Origin of the sequence: Pseudoalteromonas shioyasakiensis (assembly GCF_001550135.1) — a bacterium.
GTDB lineage: Bacteria > Pseudomonadota > Gammaproteobacteria > Enterobacterales > Alteromonadaceae > Pseudoalteromonas > Pseudoalteromonas shioyasakiensis.
This window is the reverse complement of record NZ_LRUE01000018.1, coordinates 163,565-185,109: the sequence shown is the minus strand read 5'-3', so window position 1 is coordinate 185,109 and position 21,545 is coordinate 163,565. Positions and strand designations below refer to the sequence as shown.

Sequence of the window (21,545 nt, the reverse complement as noted above, 5' to 3'; positions counted from 1 at the left end):
ATTTCGCACACATGTAATTAATTTTTCTGTTAGTCAATATAGCGTCGTAGCGCTATAGCTATTTTCCAGCGACGTCTGGGGGCAAAAATGATCAATAAGTATTTAAAAATAGCAGTTGTAATGCTGCTTTCACCTGCGTTTGCAAACGCTAATGAACATAAGCATGCACACAATAACGACGTAACACCTTTGGAGTTAATCGTTTATAAAACCCCAACTTGTGGGTGTTGTAAAAAATGGATAACTCATATTGAAGACAAAGGGATCGTTGCGCATTCCAAAGATTTCCGAAACATCGGCAACATCAAAACTAAGTATGGTATCAAACCTAATTACCGTTCATGCCACACGGCAGTGAGTAGAAATGGGTTTGCCTTTGAAGGTCATGTACCGGCTAAGTTTATTCAGCAGTTCTTGTCAGAAGAGCACCCCAATGCGATTGGATTATCTGTCCCAGCAATGCCTGTTGGCTCTCCGGGTATGGAAGTCGGCGACCGCTTTATGTCATATAACGTATTAATTTTATTTAAAGATGGAACGAGTAAAGTATATGCAGAAGTTAAGGCTTATGAGGAGCAATTCTAATGAGATTAAATGTTTCAAGCCTTACTCTACTTTCAACTTCGCTAATTCTCGGCTTGTCTGTATTCTCAGCTCAAGCTGAGAAAGTAGTGTCACTTGAACAAGCTATCACCTTGGCTCAGCAAAATGATCCTTGGCTTCATGGGAGTCGGTTAAAACAAAGCGCGGTTGAAAATAGAAGTATCGCTTCAGGTACTTTGCCTGACCCCAAAGTATCACTAGGGATAATGAATTTACCAACAGATACTTGGGACTTAGATCAGGAAGGAATGACTCAACTAAAGGTTGGTGTTTCTCAAATGTTTCCTAGAGGTGATAGTTTAAAGATTAAACAAGAGCAATTAAAAATTGAGTCAACGAAATTTCCACTGCTACGAGAGGATCGTAAGGCTAAACTGATAAGCCAAGTATCACAGTTATGGTTAGATGCTTACTTAGCCCAACAAACCATTAAATTGATTGAAGCGGATTGGGCGCTCTTTGAGCAGATGGCGGAAGTTACTAAAGCTAGCTACTCAAATGTTGTTGGTAAAACCAGACAACAAGATGTTATTCGTGCTCAATTGGAAATCGTGCAGTTAGATGACCGATTAACTTCGCAAAAGCAGAAACTAGAAACAACAATCGCTCGCCTTAATGAGTGGCTTCATATCTACGATGCTGCTGGCTTGAATGAATCATTCAACTTTGATACGCAACCATTAGAGTTTAGGGTTTCTAAAAAGTTGCCTACAATTCATTTGAACAATTCAACAGTCCTAAAAGCATCTAATTACTCAAGAAATCTATTGGCTCAGGAGCTTTCGAATCACCCAGCCATACTTGCAATTGATATAAAACGCAAAGCTTCAGAAAAAGCAGTTGAGTTAGCTAAACAGCAATATGAACCGCAATGGGGTGTTAATGCTAGTTATGCCTATCGGGACAATATGCCCTCTGGTGATAGCCGAGCTGATTTATTTTCTGTTGGAGTAACGTTTGATTTACCCTTGTTCACCGAGAACAGACAAGATAAGCAAGTTGCAGCTTCTATTGCAGATTCAGAGACTATTAAAACCGAGAAACTATTACTGACAAAGCAAATGATCAGTATGGTGGAAAAGGAGCTTAGACAGCTTAAGCGTTTATCTGATAGGCAATCTATCTATCAAGAACAACTCCTTAAACAAACTCATGACCAAGCAGAAGCGTCATTGACAGCTTACACAAATGATGATGGCGATTTTGCCGAAGTTGTTCGAGCAAGAATCGCAGAATTAAATGCCAGAATATCAGCCTTAAGAATTGATGTTGACGCACTTAAAACAGTTGCTCGTATCAACTATTTCTTTGCACGTTCTCAATCTAACTCAAATGCTGAACATAAGTCGATGCAAACTTCACACAAAACTAATCAGCACTTATCCAATCAGCAATTTGGAGAAAAATAATGTCAACGAATACTAAAACAATTATTGCCATCATCATTGGTGCTGCGCTAGGCGCAGGAGTATTGAGCTTATATCAAGGTGCAGGGTCAAACAGTAATACAGATGAAACAACATCAGCAGAGAAAAAGCCTCTGTATTGGGTTGCACCGATGGATTCTAATTACCGCCGGGACAAGCCCGGTAAGTCGCCTATGGGGATGGATTTAATTCCTGTGTATGAGGAAGAATCATCTGGTGATGATTTTGGTCCCGGAGCAGTAAAAATTGCGCCTCATGTAGTGAATAACCTAGGGGTTCGCACTGCACCTGTTGAGCTGAAAAATATGCATACTGAAATATCAACGGTTGGTTACGTTCAATATGATGAAGATAAGCTAATTCATATCCACCCACGTGTTGATGGTTGGATTGAAAAACTCTATGTCAAAGCGGCAGGTAACCCTGTAGAGAAAGGGCAGCCTCTTTATACACTGTATTCTCCTCAGTTAGTTAACGCGCAAGAAGAACTTTTAATAGCTTTAAAGCGCGACAATAGTTCCTTAATTTCGGCGGCGAAAGATCGCCTTAAAGCGTTACAGCTTTCAGCAGATTTCATTCAAAAGCTAGAAAAGACTAGAAAAGTTCAGCAAACCATCACCTTTTATTCACCACAAGCAGGTGTTGTTGACGGTTTGAAGATTAGAGAAGGCTTTTATGTCAAGCCGGGAAACACTTTATTAAGCATTGGTCAACTAGATCAAGTTTGGGTTGAAGCAGAAGTGTTTGAACGTGACGCAGCCTTAATTAAAGAAGGACTGCCTGTATCAATGACACTGGATTATTTACCCGGAGAGGACTGGGCTGGTGTCGTTGATTATGTTTATCCAACATTGAATAGTAAAACACGCACACTCAGAGTGAGACTGAAGTTTGACAACCCAGACTATCAATTAAAACCAAACATGTTTGCACAAGTCTCTATTCACGCTAATCAAGCTGATAGCACGATACTCGTACCTAAAGAAGCCGTCATTCGCACAGGTAAACAAGACAGAGTTGTACTTGCCTTGGGGGATGGGCAATTTAAGTCTATCGAAGTGACAATTGGCCGGGTTGATATCGATAGTATCGAAATCTTAGAGGGTCTTAATGAAGATGATGTTGTGGTGACATCTGCTCAATTCTTGATTGATTCTGAATCAAGTAAAAACTCTGATTTTAAACGAATGACTCATGACGAAGTGCCTAGCTCTGTTTGGATGGAAGGCGAAATCAACAGCGTCATGGCGGGACATCGTATGGTTAATATTACTCATGGTCCTGCTGAGGCTTGGGATTGGCCTGAAATGACAATGGACTTCGATGTAGGTGAAAAGGTAGATATTGATTCACTGAAGTCTGGTCAATCTTTGCACTTTGAAGTGAGCAAAACCGAAGAGGGTGGATATGAAGTTACTGGAATTCATATCATGAGTGAGCCTGCTGATATGAGTGAAGAAGTATCATCAGCAACAGTATCAGGTTTAATTAATGCGATTGATATTGATACACGGATTCTAAATATTAGCCGAGGCCCAATAGAGAAGTGGGATAGACCTGCTGCGACGATGGATTTTATCGTCGCGGACAATATAGAAATAGTTGATTTCAATGTTGGTGATAATGTCACTTTCACTTTTGAGGTTAGGGATGACTTAGTTATCACTGAAATCTCTCTTGAATCAGATGAACAACACGGCAAGGAAAATAAAGCTGCTGTTGATCATTCTAATCATTAAGTGGGAGAAAAATAATGATTGAATCAATTATTAGATGGTCTATCGGCAATCGTTTCTTTGTTTTGTTGATTACCTTAATTATCGCGTTTGGTGGTTTGTATTCATTACAAAAAACGCCAGTAGATGCACTCCCAGATCTTTCTGATGTGCAGGTGATAATTAAGACGAGTTATCCGGGACAGGCACCACAAGTTGTGCAGGATCAAGTGACATTTCCACTTACTACAGCGATGCTATCAGTGCCGGGGGCGCAAACTGTTCGTGGTTACTCATTCTTTGGTGATTCCTACGTCTACATTATTTTTGATGATGATACTGATTTGTATTGGGCTAGAAGCCGAGTACTTGAATACTTAAGCCAAGTAGCATCAAGCCTGCCTGATTCGGCAAAACCTCAATTAGGACCTGATGCAACAGGTGTGGGTTGGGTATACATTTACGCTTTAACAGATAAGTCTGGAAACCATGATCTAAGCCAATTAAGAAGCATTCAAGACTGGTTCTTAAAGTATGAACTACAAACTGTTCCGGGCGTGTCCGAAGTTGCCGCCGTTGGTGGTATGGTTAAGCAGTATCAAGTGCAAGTAGATCCTGACAAATTGAGAGCTTACGATATTCCTCTAAGTTTAATACAAATAGCCTTACAAAAAGGGAACAAAGAAACTGGCGCATCCGTTGTGGAAATGGCTGAAGCTGAATATATGGTTACCGCAACGGGGTATATTCAATCAGTTAGTGATATAGAGAAAATTCCACTTGGTATTAACGAACAAGGCACGCCGTTGCGTATTGGTGATGTTGCCAACGTTAACCTTGGTCCTCAAATGCGCCGTGGTATCGCAGAACTTAATGGCGAAGGCGAAGTTGTTGGTGGTGTTGTCGTTATGCGCTTTGGTGAAAACGCTCAACAAACCATAAATGGGGTAAAAGAAAAGCTTGAGTCGCTCAAATCTTCTTTACCAGAGGGGGTGGAGGTTGTCCCTGTCTATGACAGATCGAAGTTAATAGATCGTGCTGTTGATAACCTTTGGAGCAAGTTGCTAGAGGAGCTTGCGGTCGTGGCTATTGTCTGTGTTGCTTTCCTATTTCATCTTCGCTCATCAATTGTGGCAGTTGTTACTCTACCATTAGGTATATTGGTGTCATTCATCATCATGTATATGCAAGGCATCAATGCCAATATTATGTCTTTAGGCGGTATCGCTATTGCTATTGGTGCGATGACTGATGGTGCAATAGTGATGATTGAAAATATGCATAAACATATGGAGAAAACACCACTAACAGATGAAAACCGTTGGCAAATTGTAGCTAAGGCTGCGAGTGAGGTAGGCCCTGCATTATTTTTTAGCTTGCTGATCATAACTGTCTCATTCTTACCTGTGTTTATCTTAGAAGCGCAAGAAGGAAGAATGTTTTCACCGCTCGCCTATACAAAAACCTATGCAATGGCTGCATCAGCAGGCTTGGCAATAACATTGGTGCCTGTTTTGATGGGCTACTTTATTCGAGGCAAAGTCGTCTCTGAAAAGAAAAACCCATTAAATCGATTATTGATTGCTATCTACATGCCTGTTTTAAAGCAAGTCATGAAGTTTCCAAAATTGACAATAGTCGCAGCAGTATTAGTGACTATCGTTGGTTTTTGGCCTGTCGATAAAATTGGTAGTGAATTCATTCCGCCATTGGATGAAGGCGACCTTATGTATATGCCTACTACATATCCCGGCATTTCAATCGGTAAAGCAAGAGAGTTATTGCAGCAAACGGACAAGCTTATTCGCACTGTGCCAGAAGTTGAAAATGTATTCGGTAAAGTAGGACGAGCTGAAACCGCAACTGACCCTGCGCCTCTAACCATGATTGAAACCTTTATTCAATTGAAGCCACGGGAGGAGTGGCGAGAAGGCGTGACAACTGAGTCGTTAAAAGCTGAGTTTGATAAGTTGGTTAAATTTCCGGGCTTAACCAATGCTTGGGTCATGCCAATCAAGACCCGCATTGACATGTTAGCTACAGGTATAAAAACGCCTGTCGGTATTAAAGTCGCCGGACCAGAACTTGATGTAATTCAGGATATCGGCCAACAAATAGAACAACTCTTGCCAGAAGTGACAGGCACAGCGTCAGTTTACTCTGAACGAGTTGCAGGTGGACGATATATCAAGGTTGATATTTCACGAGATAAATCAAGTCGCTTTGGGTTAAATATCGAAGATGTCCAACAAGTAGTTTCTACTGCGATTGGCGGTATGAATGTGACACAAACGATAGAAGGTCAAGAGCGTTACCCTGTTAATCTGCGCTATCCGCAAGATTATCGAGATTCTCCTGAGCAGCTAGCACGATTACCTGTTGTAACACCAAGTGGTCAACGCATTGCACTAGGTGATGTTGCTGATATTCGAGTAGAGAATGGCCCACCGGGTATTAAAAGTGAGAATGCCAGAATCAATGGTTGGACTTTCATTGATATTGATAGCGTTGATGTAGGTACTTATGTTGAAAATGCTAAAGAACACTTAGCAAATAACCTGACATTACCAGCAGGCTATTCAATTACTTGGGCTGGACAATACGAATATATGGAAAGAGCGAAAGAAAAGCTCACCTATGTATTGCCTTTAACACTCGCCATTATTGTTATTCTGCTTTACCTGAATTTCAGAGCGTTTAGTGAAGTGGCTATCATTATCGTTACCTTGCCGATGGCAATGATCGGTGGGTTATGGTTGATGTATCTAGAAGGGTTTAATTTCTCAGTAGCTGTTGGTGTGGGCTTTATCGCTCTAGCTGGTGTTGCGGTTGAGATTGGCGTGATAATGCTGGTTTATCTTAATCAAGCACTTGCTGAGCTTAAGGAAAAAGCGGTGGAGCGAGCAGAACTCATCTCAGATGATGCATATCAAGATGCATTATTGCACGGTGCTGGCTTACGAGTTCGTCCAGTAATGATGACGGTAGCTACAATCATTATAGGTTTAATGCCTATTTTATATGGTACTGGTACAGGTTCTGAGGTCATGAGCCGCATTGCTGCTCCTATGGTAGGCGGAATGACAAGTGCTGTGCTGCTCACGCTTATTGTACTCCCTGCAATTTACTCAATCATTAAAAAGCCTGAAGTAAATGCCTTTAACAAAGAGCTTTCTAACGTGGAGCCTGAGAATAATGCTTAGCACGGCTAGAAAATATCACAAATGGCTAATGGCATTTGTCGGAATACAATTCCTCTTCTGGTCTATTACAGGCGTGTATATGGTGACTATGGATATTCACTATATACACGGCGAAACCTTGGCTAAGAGTGAGGAAGCCAAAATAGATTTAGCAAGTATGGATTACTCCATTGTAAAGCTAGCTGCGGATTATCCTAAAGCTAGCCAAGTTACACTTACTCAAAGTATGGGCCGTCCTTTGTATTCTTTTATTAATGGAGAAAATGGAAAAGTAGCAATAGATGCTAAAACTGGAGCTGTTCAGGCCCTTGTAGATGAAACCAAGGCTAAAGAAATCGCACAATACCATTATGCGCTGAATCATCAAATCGACAGCATAAGGTTGATTAAGTCAGCGACAAACTTGCCTGCTGAGTTGTCCCCAAGGCATTTACCTGTTTGGAGAGTGACGTTTGAGCAATTCTCCACACCGACATTTTATATAAGTCAACAAACAGGATCACTTGTTGCCAAGCGTCATGATTACTGGCGATTGTTTGATTGGATGTGGCGGTTCCACATTATGGATTACTATGATGGAGAAAACGTATCAAACTGGTTTTTGTTCTTGGTCGCAACTCTAGGTCTAATGGGAGCAATTACTGGCGCAGTATTGACTTATTACCGAGTGCTTTCCCCAAATAAAAAGAGAGTCATTTGATGCGACTATTTAAGTTAAATACAACGATACACAAGTGGCTTTCTTTATTTGTTGGTTTACAACTGCTTATTTGGTTGGGAACGGGCCTTTACTTCAATTTGATGGATCACAGTAAAGCCAGTGGTAATGAACTTAGAGTTCATTCTCATCATGAAGGTAGCATTACAGGCTTTGACCTATTCCCTATTAAAGACATTACTAGTAATGCTCCGCAGGAAGTAAACCTTATATGGGTTTTACATCAGCCTTACTATCATTTTGTGTTCGATAAGGGGCAGCATAGCTATCAAGAGCGCCACTCAAAGCTATTTGATGCTGTAACAGGAAAGCCATTTAATTTGTCTGAAGAACAAGTACTAACTTTGGCAAAAAACTCCTACTCAGGACAGGGTAAGTTAACTACTCCAGTGTTATCTCAACCTCCGTTTTCTGATCACGTAAGGCAGCAAAATCCTATGTGGCAAGTTGCCGTTGAGGATGAGAACAATACAACTATTTATTTAGATAGTATTACAGGTCAAGTACTTCGCCATGCCAATGATGATTTCAGATTGAAAGATCTGATGATGAAGCTTCACTTTATGGACTATGGCAATTCTGGAGGATTTAACCATTGGTTGATCATTGCATTTGCTTTTGCAACGCTATTCCTTTCAATTACTGGTGTTACTTGGCTGATACAACAGTATAGAAGTGGTTTACTGAAGCTAGGTTGGGGCACTAACAGGCAAAAAGTGGCAGTGACGTTTTCCAATGAAAATACTATTACTGACATCTCAGCAGTTGGTCGCTCAACTGTATTAGAAGGGCTAGCTAGTTCACATGTATACCTTCCTTCAGGTTGCGGTGGTGGCGGTACTTGTGGCAAATGCGTGTTCTTAAGTTCAACTAAATTACCTATCACACTATCTGAACAGGAACATTTATCTCAGGAGCAACTTAAGGAAGGTTATCGGCTTGGATGTCAGCATAGGTTCTCTGAAATTAGTTCGATTGAAGTTAATACTGATCGCAATATTGAAAATCATGAGCTAGTTGTGGTTGCGACTAATTTCATTACTCCTTTTATCAAGGAAGTGAAATTTAAGCTGAAATCAGGCAAACAGTTGGCATTTAAAGCTGGTGCATATATGCAATTTGATGTGCCAGCAGGGATGAATAGCTTACGTCCAGATGATATGCCAGAGTGCTATGAAAAATACTGGGATAGCTACTATCATGGAAAATTTTCTCATAACGGTGTAACTCGCCACTACTCATTAGTTAACTTTGACGAGGAGTCTGATGAGTTAATGTTTAATATCCGTTGGCAGACCGCAAAGAATGGTTTTAAAGCAGGAATAGGTTCAAGTTATTTAGGTTCACTCCAAGTAGGTGAAACGATAACTGCAAGAGGCCCTTTTTCTGATTTTTATGCCACTTCAAATAAAAAAGTTAGTCGCGTGTTTATAGGTGCGGGTTCAGGACTTGCACCACTGAGGTCTATTATTTTTGAACAGTTGAAAAAGCATAAAGATAAAAGTGGTTTGACTCTTATCTATGGTGCGCGAACTGAAGATGACTTGCTATACCATAATGAATTGAAGTCACTGAGTGAGAAGCATAAAAACTTCTCTTATATTCCTACTCTTTCTAATCCTTCAGAAGAATGGCAAGGGCACTCAGGCTATGTTCAAAAAGTACTTCTGCCGTATATGAACCAAAAAGCAGAACTGCATTTGGCTGAGTTTTACTTGTGCGGTCCAGAAGCAATGATGAGTGAAGTGGAAAAAATAATTACAGATGCTGGGATTCCAAGTAATCAAATTTTCAAAGATAAATTTAGTCGTTAATCCATTAAATAAATAGAGGTATATATGAAAACATTAATTAAACTTTTAACCATAATCAGTGTTGTTTTTAGTAGTGCAGTATTTGCACATGTGCATCTTGAAAAAAGCGTGCCTGCTGATAATGCAATGCTAATGAATACTCCAGAAAAATTGACATTGGGATTTAGCAAAGAGGTACGTGTAGTTAAAGTTACGTTGAAAAATAAAAAAGGTGAAAATATTAAATTTGACTTTAAACCATCAAAAGAAGCTTCCAGAGAGTTTTCATGGGAACTACCTAAATTAGCTCCAACAAACTATATCGTTGATGTGACCTATTTAGGTAAAGATGGACATAAAATGAAAGATAGCTTCGGCTTTATGGTTCATTAGTAAGGCTGTGTGATTGATATGGAAATGTATATCTGGAATACAGTCATTGTACTGTCAAAAATTGTATTTTACGTCGGCTTTGCCTGTATTGCCGGCTATACATTTTTCAGACAAATTTTTGAGCATAATGAATCTCATAGTAATGCTGTAATAGCGAATTTAACGTGGACAAGAACTTATATAGTTATGGCTTTGATCGCTAATATTACTTGGTTCTTTGCCAGTACTGGTGCAATGGCAGAAGAGGGAATTCAGGGGGCGATAGACGCTGATATATTGGCTATTATGTGGGACTCCTCTGTCGGCACTGGAGCTTTGCTTCGAGCGCTTGGGCTAGTTACCGCAATAATCGCTTTAGCTTTAAGGTTCAAACTCGCTGTGAACTCGTACTTAAAACAAAGCGCTTTAATGTTGAGTTTATTAATCCTTGCATACTCATTCACGTTACTGGGTCATATTTCTGAGTTAGGCACAATTGAAAAAGGCTTGCTTATTTTGCATGTGCTCGTTATGGCATGGTGGTTTGGGGCGTTATTGCCACTAAAACAGGCTTGCCATCAGCTAAGTTATGCAGAACTTCATTTGCTGATGGAAAGCTTTGGCAAACAAGCAAGTTTTACATTGAGCCTATTGTTGGTAGCAGGCCTCTGGCTCGTGATTCAATTGGTCGGAAGTCTTGATGCACTAATAAGCTCAAGTTACGGACAAACACTGTTGTTTAAATTGGCCCTTGTAGTGTCTATTTTGGCACTTGCTGCTAAACATAAACTAATACTCGTTCCACAACTTAAAAATAGTCAAGGCAGAGAGGCTTTATCTAAATCTATCTCGATAGAAATGGTAGTAGCTTTTGCCATTTTATCTGTAACGGCTGGGCTTACTAGTGTTGTTGGCCCTGCAAATTAAAACCTAAAAGAGAGAATGAAAATGAAAACAATAAATATATTACTCGTTTTATTAATGACGTTTAGTTTCGCAGCAAACGCTCATGGTGATAAGAACAAAGACAAAGGTTTGTTTAAAGGTATAGATACCCCAGCCGCAAAAGTTGTTTTGGCATTTCATCAAGCACTTGAAACTGGCAATCAAAAACAGGCTAGAGCGCAGTTAGCGGATGATGTCACCATTTTCGAGGGAGGCCGCGTTGAAAGGAGCGCTGATGAATATGCTCATCATCATATGTTGTCGGATATGAAGTATTTAGCAGCGATGAAGAGCGACACACTTGAACATCAAGTGACGATACTTGGAAATACCGCTATCTCTGCGTCGCGCAGTCAAACTACAGGTACTCATAAAGGTGTTGAACGCGATTATCAAGGCATGGAAACGATGGTGCTGGAAAAACAAAATGGTGAATGGAAGATTAAGCACATTCATTGGTCACATTAATTTATTGTTCAAACAACGGAGAGTAAAATGAGAAATAACAATCCATTACATCAAGTTTCTACGCCACGTAGACGCTTTGTACAAGGATTAGCTGCTGGCGGTGTATTAGCTGCTTTTCCAAGTGTTCTTCATGCAGCTTCATCTTTGCTTGCTGGAACTTCAACAGGTACTGCGCCCGAACTAAGTGGGGAAGTCATAGATCTGGTGATAGATGAGTCACCAGTAAACTTCACAGGTGTTGTAAGAATGGCTACAACAATCAATGGCTCAATACCAGCTCCTACCTTGCGCCTCAGAGAAGGTGATGACGTTACTATCAGGGTAACGAATAAATTATCAGTGCCGAGTTCAATTCATTGGCATGGGATCATTCTTCCGTATCAAATGGATGGCGTACCGGGTATTAGCTTTAAAGGTATAATGCCGGGTGAAACCTTTGTTTATAAATTTAAGCTGCAACAAAGCGGCACATATTGGTATCACTCACACAGTGGTTTTCAAGAAATGACAGGTATGTACGGCGCATTAATTATTGAGCCAAGAGAAAAGGATATTATTAGTGCTGACAATGAGCATGTCATCCAATTGTCTGATTGGACTGATGATGACCCAATGGATTTGTTTCGCAAGTTAAAAGTACAGAGCGATGTATTTAACTTTAATCAACCTACTGTTCCAGAGTTTTTTGATGACATTTCAAATAGCAGCGTTTCAAATGCGCTACAACGCCGGGAAATGTGGAATAAAATGAGAATGAACCCTACAGATCTTGCAGACTTATCAGCATCTGCAATGACTTTTTTAATGAATGGTTGTGCGCCTTTGACAAATTGGCGTGGAATGTTTAAAGCTGGCGAAAAGGTTAGGCTTAGATTTATTAACGGTTCTAGCAATACGTTTTTTGATGTAAGAATACCTGAGCTGAAGTTAACAGTTGTACAAGCTGATGGACAAAATGTTGAACCTGTGACAGTAGATGAATTTAGATTTGGTCCCGGTGAAACTTATGATGTACTTGTCGAGCCAAAAAATGACGCATATACGATTTTTGCACAAAGCATGGATCGCTCAGGTTATGCTAAAGGTACTTTATCAATGGCACCTAACGTTGATGCACCAGTACCTTCTTTAGACCCCGTTGAGTGGTTAACGATGACAGATATGATGGGCAATATGACCCATGATAGTGTGCATTCTACAATGGCTGATACGGCAGGTATGTCGGGCATGAATTCTAATAAAATGGATCATAGTGCAATGGGTCATGGAGCGATGGCAATGGATCATAGTAAACATGGAATGACTAAAAACCCATTAGCTGTTGCTAGCACTAAAGTGCGTCATGCAAAAACAGAGTATGGAGCTTCTGTTGATATGCGTGTTGATATGCCTAGAACAAACCTTGATGATCCCGGTATAGGTTTACGTAAAAATGGACGCCGTGTTTTAACACTTGCAGATTTACATTCTCTTGAGGGAATTACAAGCCAGCAAGAGCCTGAGGCTGAAATTGAATTACATTTAACTGGAAACATGGAGCGTTATAGCTGGTCATTTGATGGCTTGGAATTTGGAAAAAGCACGCCAGTTCACATGAAGCATAATCAACGTTTAAGAGTTATTTTACAAAACGATACAATGATGACACATCCAATGCACCTGCATGGTATGTGGAGCGATTTGGAGAATGAAAAAGGTGATGTACAGGTTCGTCGCCATACTATCCCTGTACAACCAGCGCAAAGAATTAGTTTTTTAACAACACCTCATGACGTAGGTCGCTGGGCATGGCATTGCCATTTATTATTCCACATGGATGCAGGTATGTTTAGAGAGGTAGTTGTATCATGAGAAAATTAATACTAACCAATACGTTAAAACTATTATTAATAGGTTTGCCCCTTATAAGTGTATCTGTATCTGCAAAAGATGAGATGACTGAGATGGGTGATTCTAAAATGCAAGCACAAGGTGGAGATGCACCTAAAGATGCTAGAGACCCTCATGCTTATGCCGCAGGTACAACATTGACTGAAGGTCCTTATGCACTCAATAGCGACAAACGACTGACTTTGGCAGATGAGCATTCATTTTACGCGCTACTAGGGGATCGTCTTGAATATAATGAGCAAACAAACGCAGGTGTTTTTGACTTTCAGGCATGGTATGGCACTACTTTTGATAGATTAGTCATCAAAACTGAGGGAGATTTTAGCGAAGGTAATTTAGAGGAGAACCAAACAGATTTTCTATGGGGCCACGCAATATCTGCTTATTGGGATACACAAGTCGGTATTCGACTTGATTACAATAACGAAGGTGAAAACCGCAAATGGCTAGCTTTTGGTTTACAAGGTCTAGCCCCTTACTGGTTTGAAATTGATATGACTGCGTATTTAGGAGAGCAAGGTAATAGTGCATTTTCGATCGAAGCTGAGTATGAGCTATTACTTACTCAAAAGTTAATTGTTCAACCACGAGCAGAGTTGACGCTTTACGGTAAGGATGACGTCCAAAATAACCTTGGTAGTGGCTTATCTAGCAGTGCTATTGGTTTTCGGGTTCGTTATGAGTTTACCCGCCAGTTTGCTCCCTATGTTGGCGTTGAGTGGACAAATAAATTTGGTAATACAGCCGAATTTGCGAAGTTAAATGGGCAAAGTACTCGTGATACTGCTTTTGTTGCAGGTATCAAGTTCTGGCTCTGATGTGAAGAAATACTATATTGACTTGATGAGAGCTACCGCAACTATATTGATGGTAGCTTTTGTTTTTTGGGATTTAAACCATTTTAGTTATGTTAGGAAAGGCCTAGCTAATAGTTTTTTTGGAAAGAACTAAGAGCAGTAATAGTAAGCTACTTCTTGTTTTCAGTCTGTGCCAGTCTGGTGTATACCTATCAAGGTGGAATATCAGCTAAGAAGTAAAGTTGGCGAATGGTAAAGGTTAAAGAGTCAAGCCAAAAAACATCGCCATTGAAAGACGTACAATAGACTATTTTATCACTTTTGATGAACGGGAATTGGGTGTGCTCGGGATAGAACCGATTGTTGCAAAGTACTGCGCTTAAAGCTGAACAATTGGAAAAATGATCCCTTACTCAATACCTAGTTATGAGCGTAGGGTTTTTATTTTTTTTATGGTGCTCATGCTTGGCTTCAATCTCATGAGTATAAATCAGACACCCCTTTTATACTTGTTAAGTTTAAGCTGTTTAAAAAAGTAAAAAGTTTAGGTTTTAGTTCAAAGGTTGATCAAGATCATAAAATTATTTTTATAAAGTGGCTAATATTGTAGGAGCTAAAGAAGGAATGATAATGTTTGGACTTTTCAGGTGGTTTAAAATAGTGATAATAACTGTGTTGCTTACGCAGCATAGTTTTGCTACAGCTAAGCCAATGAATTGTGAAGAACATCAAAATGGATCTTCCGACACGCATATTATGCAACGAAGCAAAAATATTCACCATCAATCAATGAATGACAATAGTCACTATCACACTGTAAACTCGCAAGACTCTAAACACCGTCATGGTGATGAAGTCTGTGAAAAATGTAAAGCTAGTGATTGTGTTTGTTGTGAGGGGGGATTTTGTTCAAGCTTTCATTTAAATCCCTATCTTGTGCAAGCGCAAGAGGAAGGTATTTGCAATATTTACTCTGAGCTATTTCTACAGCGTACACCTCTACCAAAATCTGGTATCCATCTCTTACTTTATCGTCCACCAATTATTGGCTAATCACGGGATCAGTGCGTCTTTTTTTCGCCACTCCCATCAAAAATAGAATGACTTATTCATTGATTTAAATAATCAATTGTTTTGAACGATTAGTACGATATTTTGAAGGCACTATGAAAATTCTCAAACTATTGCCATTTACAGTACTTAATGCTGTCGATTTTGGCCGAGATTTCTCTTTTACCAAAAAATTATTTTTTAGCTTATTCACTAGAATTAGTACTTGACCTGTGTCTTAGACACAGGTCTAAGCTGTAGGTGAGAGTACAAACTTAGGTGAAAAACTAAGGAGTAAATATGAAAGTAGCAGAACTGTCAAAAAGCCTTGGAACGACTGCTGATACGGTGCGCTATTACACGCGATTGGGACTGTTAAAACCTGCTAAGTCAGTGAACGGCTACAAGTCATACTCGAATAAAGAAGTATCGAGACTTAAGTTCATTTTAAGTGCCAGAAATCTTGGTTTTTCCGTTGCTGATATCAAGCAAATTCTTAATGAATCTGAAGATGGTACAAGTGCGTGCCCATTAGTCAGAAGCCTCATCAAAGAGCGGCTTGAAGAAACAGAAAAACAGTTTCAAGCAATGTTGGCACTTCGAGGGAAAATGTCTTCAGCGCTTTCTCAATGGGAAGAAATGGAAGACAAAGCGCCGACTGCAAACATGGTTTGTCATCTCATCGAAAACTTTGAACAAATTAAAAAGGCATAGGAGGAAAAATGGTAACTACTAATACAAATATAGAAACCGAATCAGGCTGTTGCTGTCAGGCAAAAACTCAATCCTCTTCGTGTAAAAGTAAGGAGAATACGTTGGAAAAAACATCACAAAGCCAACAGCTCATCATTGAAGGCGCTGGGTGTGCTAGCTGTGTAGGCAAAATTGAAGGGGCGTTAAAGGCAACTCATGGAGTCGTCAGTGCAGAAATGAATTTTGCTGATAGGACTGTAACAGTTTCTGGGACAGCTAAGACAGAAGAATTGATCAAAGCTGTTGAGTCAGTGGGGTATAACGCGAAGCCAATTGATGATAGCTCAGCAACAGATGCGCTTGACGAGAAAGAGGCGGCGGATTGGGCATATTACAAAAAGCTAATGCGCGATACGTTTATTGCCCTTTCACTCGGCGTTCCTTTGATGATCTACAGCATTGTAGTTGGAGAAATGACAGTTGAAACAAACCTTGAACGCATGTCTTGGCTGGTTGTCGGTATTTTAACTTTTGGTGTTATGTATTTTTCAGGTAAGCATTTTTATGTTGGCGCTTGGAAAAGCTTTAAAAACCACTCCGCTAATATGGACACACTAATAGCTTTGGGAACAGGTACAGCTTGGGTGTACTCAATGGTTGTTGTGTTTGCACCTGACGCCGTTCCATTGATGGCACGACATGTCTATTTTGAAGCTACCGCCATGATCATTGGCTTAATTGATTTAGGTCTAGCATTAGAAATAAAAGCCAGAGGTAAAACCTCTGAGGCCATTAAACGTCTTATCGGCTTGCAGGCCAAAACGGCAACTGTAGTTCGTGATAATAAAGAGGTTCAGATAGGTATCGAACAGGTTTTGCTTCATGATGTTGTGAAAGTAAAGCCGGGTGAAAAAATTCCCGTAGATGGCGTTGTATTGGAAGGACACACCTCTATTGATGAGTCCATGCTGACAGGCGAACCTATGCCTGTTGAAAAAGCCGAAGAAGATGAGGTTGTCGCTGGTACTTTGAACAAATCAGGCATGATTTTATTTAGAGCGACACGCGTTGGTAAAGACACGGCGCTTGCACAGATCATCAATATGGTGAAACGAGCGCAAAATTCAAAACCGCCGATTGGCCGCTTGGCCGATGTTATTTCCGCCTATTTCGTTCCTGTAGTCATGATCATCTCGGTGTTAAGTGCGTTAGCATGGCTTAACTTTGGCCCTGAGCCAGCAATTGCTTTTGCTATCGTATCAGCAACTACTGTGCTTATTATTGCCTGCCCGTGTGCTTTAGGCTTGGCAACGCCTATGTCTGTCATGGTGGGAGTAGGAAAAGCAGCAGAAGCCGGAGTACTTATTCGCAACGGTGAGGCACTGCAAACCGCCTCTAAAATCACTGCCATGATTTTAGATAAAACGGGCACTATTACTGAAGGGGCACCTAAGGTAACCGATATTGTTTTAGCAAAAGCTACTGACGAAAAAGACGTACTACAGCTTGCAGCAAGTTTAGAAAGCGGCTCAGAGCACCCTTTAGCGCAAGCGATTGTTGAAAGTGCTTTAGATAAGGATATTGAGTTACTAAAAATTGAATCGTTTAATGCTATTACGGGTTTTGGTGTAGAAGCAAACTGTAACAATAAAGTCCTGCTTTTTGGTAACGATAAACTAATGAAGTTAAAAGGCATAGACCTCACAGGCTTTGTTGGAAAAGCCCAGTCTTTAGCCAAAGAAGCCAAAACACCTATGTACTTTGCTGTAGATGGTGAACTTGCCGCAATCATTGCTGTCGCAGATCCCATTAAGTCAGACTCAATCTCTGCTATCAAACGGCTTCAGGCTAATGGTATACGCGTCATCATGTTAACAGGTGATAACAAGGAAACCGCTGCCGCTGTTGCCAAAAAAGCAGGTATTAGCGAATTTCTTGCTGAGGTGCTGCCAGAAGATAAAGCCAACAAGGTGAAAGAGCTACAAGGCAGTGGCGAAATTGTTGGTATGACAGGAGATGGCATCAACGATGCTCCTGCGCTAGCGTTAGCCGATGTTGGCTTCGCCATAGGCACAGGGACTGATGTAGCTATCGAAAGTGCTGACATTACCCTAATGCGTGGTTCACTTCATGGCCTTGCCGATGCCATAGCGGTAAGCAAAGCTACTTTACGAAATATCAAACAAAACTTGTTTGGCGCGTTTGTCTATAACGTAGCTGGGATTCCTTTTGCTGCGGGGGTTCTATATCCCTTCTTTGGCATTCTGCTTAGCCCTGTAATTGCAGGTGCTGCAATGGCGTTTTCGTCATTGACTGTGGTGTCAAATGCAAATCGACTTCGCTTTTTTAAAGCAAAAGAGCATTAAGGAGAAGAGCGATGATGTTAATTAACTTATTAGGCTTAATGTTAATCGCGCTGATTGTTTGGTGGTTTTGGCTATATAAACCCAATAAAACAATCGTTCAAGGTAATGAAGTACTCATTGAAGTGAGGGATGGCGTGTATTCCCCATCCTCAATTCAGGTGTCTGCTAGCCAACCTGTTACCTTGAAGTTTATACGCAAAGATCAATCCCCCTGCGCTGAAACAATGCTTATTCCTTCATTGGATATAAGCGAACAGCTTAAGTTAAATGAAATTACTCAAATTACCTTATTAAACTTGTCACCGGGAGAGCATGAGTTTCACTGTCAGATGCAAATGTATCGCGGTGTCTTAAAAGTCGTTTAGGAGGGCAATATGAAAAATCAACACCCTAATTTTTGGTCAACACCTACAGGCTGGGCTGCACTGGCACTTATTGCCGCAGTGACCTACTTCTTAGTGCTTGAGCATGGTCAACATACGCTGCAATTTCTTCCCTACTTGATTTTATTGCTATGCCCCTTGATGCACGTATTTATGCATGGCAGTCATGGTAAACATGGTCACGATCATTCACATGCGCCTGATGAAAAAAAGGAAGAGAGCTTTCAAGAACTCACGGATAAAAATGCAGCCTATCGCGATGGCTACATACAAGGCTTAGAAAAGGCACGTAAGGAATCACATAAAAAGGAGAGCAGTGATGAATGAAACATATGATTATGGCTTATGGTCAATGGTGATACTGAACTCAGCAATTTTTATCTTTTTTGCCTTTAGTTTTGTCAAACCAAAAACATCAACTGATTGGAGAAGTCTAAGCGCGTTCTCTGCCTTTATTGTTGCCCTATTTACTGAAATGTATGGCTTTCCTTTAACTATCTATTTTCTGTCGGGGTGGCTGACGGAGACCTATCCAGAAGTAAATTTCTTTGCGCATGAAAATGGGCATTTATTACATACTTTCTTTGGATTTCAAGGTGATGCCCATTGGGACCCATTTCATATAGTGAGTATGGTGTTTATTGTTGCAGGTTTCTTTATGTTGTCTTCAGCATGGAATGTATTGCATCACGCGCAAAAACATCATCAATTGGCTACAACTGGATGGTATGCAAGATGTCGCCACCCACAGTATGTAGCTTTCATTCTAATCATGTTCGGCTTTTTATTGCAGTGGCCGACAATCCCAACACTTGCGATGTTTCCGATCTTAGTCGTTGTTTACGTCAAGCTAGCGAAACGCGAAGAAGCACAGGCGATTGCTGAATTTGGTTCGGAGTACCACAGGTATATGGAATCGACACCAAGTTGGATCCCAAGTTTTAATAAAAGTGTAGAAGGTAAAAATCATGAAAACGTTAACTAAATCAATTTTATTTATTAGTTCACTACTGATAACCACTAGCTCATTTGCCCAAAACAATGAGCATAAACATGAAGGTGCGAACAAAGCTGATATGCATCAAGGCATGACAATACCACATGAGAACATGGGAGAAATGCATAAAAAAATGATGGAAATGAAAAAGGAAGTCCATGCCATTAAAACTGAAAAAGATCCTGACAAGCAACAGCAGATGATGGTTGAACATCACCGTTCAATGATGAAGATGATGCAATCCATGCACAAAAATATGGAAGAAATGCCAATGCATCAACAAATCAAGATGACTGAACATCATTTAGAAATGATGGAGAACATGATGCCGCAGATGAACCGGAAAATGGAAGAAATGAAAGATAGCAATCAACAGCATTCACACAAACATTAGGAGAAAAATTATGAGCGATTTAGATCATAGAGTTGGCGTTAGAGAGCAAAATTTAGTTGTTCGAAATCTAAAGCTTAGCAATGTCACAGAAGAAAGCTGTGACGAGTTAGTAAAAGAAATAGATCAGCTTTTTGGTATAGATGAAGTTAGTTACAACATCAAAGAAGGTGAAATACACCTTGCCTATGATGCCGCAAACGTAAGCCTTGATGGGATTGAGGAGGTAATCCGTAAGTATGGCGCAGATGTTCATGATGATTGGTGGACACATACTAAAGAAAGTTACTATAAATTTGTTGATCAGAACATCAAAGATAACTCTGTTCATAAGCCTTGGAGTTGTCATCAAGCACCTTCGGGGGCTGGCCGGAAAAACAAATGAATTCATAAAAAAGTGTATAGATAATTAGTTAGTCAAATGAGGTAACAGTGATGAAAACACCCTATATAAAAGCTCTTTTATTGCTTACATTCGGTTTATATTTAGTGGGTTGTTCTAATACCACTTTTTATCATAAATACATGATGAGAGGTCAGGTAGTAGAAAGTTCTGATAATCGAACTCTAATCTGTATTGGTGCTAAGCATGGCGCAGAGGTTGGGCAAAAATACAGTGTTATTAGATTCCATGAAAGAATAGTATTGAGTGAAGGTGACGATCCCTACACTATCGAAAAGGTAGGAACGGTACAAATTACTAAAATTGTGAATGATCATTTCGCAACTGTAAAGCTAGTGTCTGGTGACATTGCAGCGAAAGATATGGTGGAACTTGAAAACTAATAAAGTGGTGGCGAAAGCCACCACAAGAGCATAACAATAAAACTTAATGAAAAAGCTTTAGTGTTATTTTGTACAACCTTTGAGATTGTTTGCTCAGTTCTGGTTATCTTGATGCCAGTACGACAGAAAAAATGTTACATATGGATTAGAAAGGTGTGGGCTGGCATCCTAGGTCTAATCTTAACAGTTAAGGAGCCGCCGAATAGAGCTATACCTTTACATCAGCAGCATAATCAATGCTCCCGCGATCATAAATAAGTTTTCAGATAGCGATACAAATCCAAGTGGCACACTACTATCGCCGCCTACACAGGCACACTTTAACTGGCGTTTGTCAATGTAAACGGCTTTGAAAACTGAAATTGCTCCAACTGTGCCGATAAACAATGAAAATGGTGCCACTGCGAGAGGCTGTAGTTGGGCAACCATACCAATACCTGCATATGCTTCAATGAAGGGATAAATATAACCATATCTTATCCATCTCATCGCTAGTAAATCATAAGTAATAAACGAATTTGTGAAACTGTATAGGTCTTTCAGTTTTTGCACCGCTAAGAGCGTCATTGAAAAAGCTATAAATAGCATCAGTGTTCTGATGGAGATAAATGAGCCGGAAGCAAAATGTTGAGATGCGACAGCAAGAAGTGCAGCTATCGAGAAAATGGCTACAACTGGCGTGTAGGTTGTGCCAGTTTGACCTGCTTCATCTTTACCAAAATACTCTCTTAAGTCATCGTATCCTCCGACACGCTTTCCTTCAATAAAGGTTTGTGGCGTAGTTTTGACATCATGCTTATCTTTGAAGTCATCAGCTTGTTGTCTTGACGTGAGCTTATGATCTTCTACATCATACCCTTGCCTCTCCAGCAAATCTTTCGACCTTAAACCATAGGGGCAGATATGTTCGTCAGTGACCATTCTGTACAGGGTAGCTGTCTTAGTCAT

The 21,545-nt window shown here is 40.3% G+C and carries 21 protein-coding genes; 20 read left to right on the top strand and 1 reads right to left on the bottom strand.

Going from position 1 to position 21,545, the window contains the following annotated elements; translation table 11 throughout:
- Positions 1–87: 87 nt before the first annotated feature.
- From PASHI_RS14695 to PASHI_RS14600, 20 genes are all read left to right on the top strand, one after another.
- Positions 88–585: a DUF411 domain-containing protein gene (locus PASHI_RS14695; protein ID WP_016708256.1), complete on the top strand. Its 498-nt coding sequence runs from the start codon at positions 88–90 to the stop codon at positions 583–585.
- Positions 585–2,012, top strand: coding sequence for a TolC family protein (locus PASHI_RS14690; RefSeq protein ID WP_062566153.1), 1,428 nt, complete (start codon positions 585–587; stop codon positions 2,010–2,012). The genes PASHI_RS14695 and PASHI_RS14690 overlap by 1 nt, the downstream gene beginning before the upstream one ends.
- Complete coding sequence (locus tag PASHI_RS14685) at positions 2,012–3,769, top strand: efflux RND transporter periplasmic adaptor subunit (RefSeq protein ID WP_055022008.1); 1,758 nt, start codon at positions 2,012–2,014, stop codon at positions 3,767–3,769. The genes PASHI_RS14690 and PASHI_RS14685 overlap by 1 nt, the downstream gene beginning before the upstream one ends.
- Positions 3,770–3,783: 14 nt before the next feature.
- Positions 3,784–6,948 carry an efflux RND transporter permease subunit gene (locus PASHI_RS14680; protein WP_055022009.1) on the top strand — a complete coding sequence of 1,055 codons (3,165 nt, stop codon included), beginning with the start codon at positions 3,784–3,786 and terminating at the stop codon, positions 6,946–6,948.
- Positions 6,949–7,027: 79 nt separating this feature from the next.
- On the top strand, positions 7,028–7,648 hold the full coding sequence (locus PASHI_RS14675; protein ID WP_235419340.1) for a PepSY domain-containing protein: 621 nt from the start codon (positions 7,028–7,030) through the stop codon (positions 7,646–7,648).
- On the top strand, positions 7,648–9,480 hold the full coding sequence (locus PASHI_RS14670; RefSeq protein ID WP_045979604.1) for a 2Fe-2S iron-sulfur cluster-binding protein: 1,833 nt from the start codon (positions 7,648–7,650) through the stop codon (positions 9,478–9,480). The genes PASHI_RS14675 and PASHI_RS14670 overlap by 1 nt, the downstream gene beginning before the upstream one ends.
- Before the next feature lie 24 nt (positions 9,481–9,504).
- Positions 9,505–9,852 carry a copper resistance CopC family protein gene (locus tag PASHI_RS14665; RefSeq protein ID WP_016708251.1) on the top strand — a complete coding sequence of 116 codons (348 nt, stop codon included), beginning with the start codon at positions 9,505–9,507 and terminating at the stop codon, positions 9,850–9,852.
- Positions 9,853–9,870: 18 nt separating this feature from the next.
- Positions 9,871–10,758, top strand: coding sequence for a copper resistance D family protein (locus tag PASHI_RS14660; protein WP_045979603.1), 888 nt, complete (start codon positions 9,871–9,873; stop codon positions 10,756–10,758).
- A 15-nt stretch (positions 10,759–10,773) separates the two neighbouring features.
- Positions 10,774–11,244, top strand: a complete 471-nt coding sequence (locus tag PASHI_RS14655) for a YybH family protein (RefSeq protein WP_008467847.1) — start codon at positions 10,774–10,776, stop codon at positions 11,242–11,244.
- Positions 11,245–11,271: 27 nt separating this feature from the next.
- Complete coding sequence (locus PASHI_RS14650) at positions 11,272–13,095, top strand: copper resistance system multicopper oxidase (protein WP_045979602.1); 1,824 nt, start codon at positions 11,272–11,274, stop codon at positions 13,093–13,095.
- Positions 13,092–13,952, top strand: coding sequence for a copper resistance protein B (locus PASHI_RS14645; protein ID WP_045979601.1), 861 nt, complete (start codon positions 13,092–13,094; stop codon positions 13,950–13,952). The genes PASHI_RS14650 and PASHI_RS14645 overlap by 4 nt, the downstream gene beginning before the upstream one ends.
- A gap of 609 nt (positions 13,953–14,561) precedes the next feature.
- Positions 14,562–14,984, top strand: a complete 423-nt coding sequence (locus tag PASHI_RS14640) for a hypothetical protein (protein WP_045979600.1) — start codon at positions 14,562–14,564, stop codon at positions 14,982–14,984.
- 297 nt (positions 14,985–15,281) lie between these two features.
- Positions 15,282–15,695 carry a MerR family transcriptional regulator gene (locus tag PASHI_RS14635; RefSeq protein WP_045979599.1) on the top strand — a complete coding sequence of 138 codons (414 nt, stop codon included), beginning with the start codon at positions 15,282–15,284 and terminating at the stop codon, positions 15,693–15,695.
- Positions 15,696–15,796: 101 nt separating this feature from the next.
- A complete protein-coding gene (locus PASHI_RS14630; RefSeq protein WP_045979598.1) occupies positions 15,797–18,040 on the top strand; it encodes a heavy metal translocating P-type ATPase in 2,244 nt (747 codons plus the stop codon).
- A gap of 11 nt (positions 18,041–18,051) precedes the next feature.
- The gene (locus PASHI_RS14625) at positions 18,052–18,405 is read left to right on the top strand and encodes a cupredoxin domain-containing protein (protein WP_045979597.1); all 354 of its coding nucleotides are present in this window, start codon (positions 18,052–18,054) and stop codon (positions 18,403–18,405) included.
- A gap of 9 nt (positions 18,406–18,414) precedes the next feature.
- Positions 18,415–18,750, top strand: a complete 336-nt coding sequence (locus PASHI_RS14620; RefSeq protein ID WP_016708242.1) for a DUF2933 domain-containing protein — start codon at positions 18,415–18,417, stop codon at positions 18,748–18,750.
- Complete coding sequence (locus PASHI_RS14615; protein ID WP_016708241.1) at positions 18,743–19,408, top strand: methyltransferase family protein; 666 nt, start codon at positions 18,743–18,745, stop codon at positions 19,406–19,408. Before PASHI_RS14620 ends, PASHI_RS14615 begins: the two co-directional genes overlap by 8 nt.
- Positions 19,392–19,814 carry a hypothetical protein gene (locus PASHI_RS14610; protein WP_062566152.1) on the top strand — a complete coding sequence of 141 codons (423 nt, stop codon included), beginning with the start codon at positions 19,392–19,394 and terminating at the stop codon, positions 19,812–19,814. Before PASHI_RS14615 ends, PASHI_RS14610 begins: the two co-directional genes overlap by 17 nt.
- Positions 19,815–19,824: 10 nt before the next feature.
- Positions 19,825–20,196 carry a hypothetical protein gene (locus tag PASHI_RS14605; protein WP_019677951.1) on the top strand — a complete coding sequence of 124 codons (372 nt, stop codon included), beginning with the start codon at positions 19,825–19,827 and terminating at the stop codon, positions 20,194–20,196.
- A gap of 50 nt (positions 20,197–20,246) precedes the next feature.
- Positions 20,247–20,597 (top strand): hypothetical protein, encoded by a 351-nt coding sequence (locus PASHI_RS14600; protein ID WP_062566151.1) that lies wholly within the window; start codon positions 20,247–20,249, stop codon positions 20,595–20,597.
- Positions 20,598–20,813: 216 nt separating this feature from the next.
- Here the strand turns inward: PASHI_RS14600 and PASHI_RS14595 are convergent, their stop codons facing one another.
- Positions 20,814–21,545: a MauE/DoxX family redox-associated membrane protein gene (locus tag PASHI_RS14595; protein ID WP_016708238.1), complete on the bottom strand. Its 732-nt coding sequence runs from the start codon at positions 21,543–21,545 to the stop codon at positions 20,814–20,816.

Bases quoted from the DNA above. Each gene is read 5' to 3' on its own strand.
- PASHI_RS14695 (WP_016708256.1), top strand. From the start codon at position 88: ATGATCAATAAGTATTTAAAAATAGCAGTTGTAATGCTGCTTTCACCT.
- PASHI_RS14690 (WP_062566153.1), top strand. From the start codon at position 585: ATGAGATTAAATGTTTCAAGCCTTACTCTACTTTCAACTTCGCTAATT.
- PASHI_RS14685 (WP_055022008.1), top strand. From the start codon at position 2,012: ATGTCAACGAATACTAAAACAATTATTGCCATCATCATTGGTGCTGCG.
- PASHI_RS14680 (WP_055022009.1), top strand. From the start codon at position 3,784: ATGATTGAATCAATTATTAGATGGTCTATCGGCAATCGTTTCTTTGTT.
- PASHI_RS14675 (WP_235419340.1), top strand. From the start codon at position 7,028: ATGGTGACTATGGATATTCACTATATACACGGCGAAACCTTGGCTAAG.
- PASHI_RS14670 (WP_045979604.1), top strand. From the start codon at position 7,648: ATGCGACTATTTAAGTTAAATACAACGATACACAAGTGGCTTTCTTTA.
- PASHI_RS14665 (WP_016708251.1), top strand. From the start codon at position 9,505: ATGAAAACATTAATTAAACTTTTAACCATAATCAGTGTTGTTTTTAGT.
- PASHI_RS14660 (WP_045979603.1), top strand. From the start codon at position 9,871: ATGGAAATGTATATCTGGAATACAGTCATTGTACTGTCAAAAATTGTA.
- PASHI_RS14655 (WP_008467847.1), top strand. From the start codon at position 10,774: ATGAAAATGAAAACAATAAATATATTACTCGTTTTATTAATGACGTTT.
- PASHI_RS14650 (WP_045979602.1), top strand. From the start codon at position 11,272: ATGAGAAATAACAATCCATTACATCAAGTTTCTACGCCACGTAGACGC.
- PASHI_RS14645 (WP_045979601.1), top strand. From the start codon at position 13,092: ATGAGAAAATTAATACTAACCAATACGTTAAAACTATTATTAATAGGT.
- PASHI_RS14640 (WP_045979600.1), top strand. From the start codon at position 14,562: ATGTTTGGACTTTTCAGGTGGTTTAAAATAGTGATAATAACTGTGTTG.
- PASHI_RS14635 (WP_045979599.1), top strand. From the start codon at position 15,282: ATGAAAGTAGCAGAACTGTCAAAAAGCCTTGGAACGACTGCTGATACG.
- PASHI_RS14625 (WP_045979597.1), top strand. From the start codon at position 18,052: ATGATGTTAATTAACTTATTAGGCTTAATGTTAATCGCGCTGATTGTT.
- PASHI_RS14620 (WP_016708242.1), top strand. From the start codon at position 18,415: ATGAAAAATCAACACCCTAATTTTTGGTCAACACCTACAGGCTGGGCT.
- PASHI_RS14615 (WP_016708241.1), top strand. From the start codon at position 18,743: ATGAATGAAACATATGATTATGGCTTATGGTCAATGGTGATACTGAAC.
- PASHI_RS14610 (WP_062566152.1), top strand. From the start codon at position 19,392: ATGAAAACGTTAACTAAATCAATTTTATTTATTAGTTCACTACTGATA.
- PASHI_RS14605 (WP_019677951.1), top strand. From the start codon at position 19,825: ATGAGCGATTTAGATCATAGAGTTGGCGTTAGAGAGCAAAATTTAGTT.
- PASHI_RS14600 (WP_062566151.1), top strand. From the start codon at position 20,247: ATGAAAACACCCTATATAAAAGCTCTTTTATTGCTTACATTCGGTTTA.
- PASHI_RS14595 (WP_016708238.1), bottom strand. From the start codon at position 21,545: ATGACTAAGACAGCTACCCTGTACAGAATGGTCACTGACGAACATATC.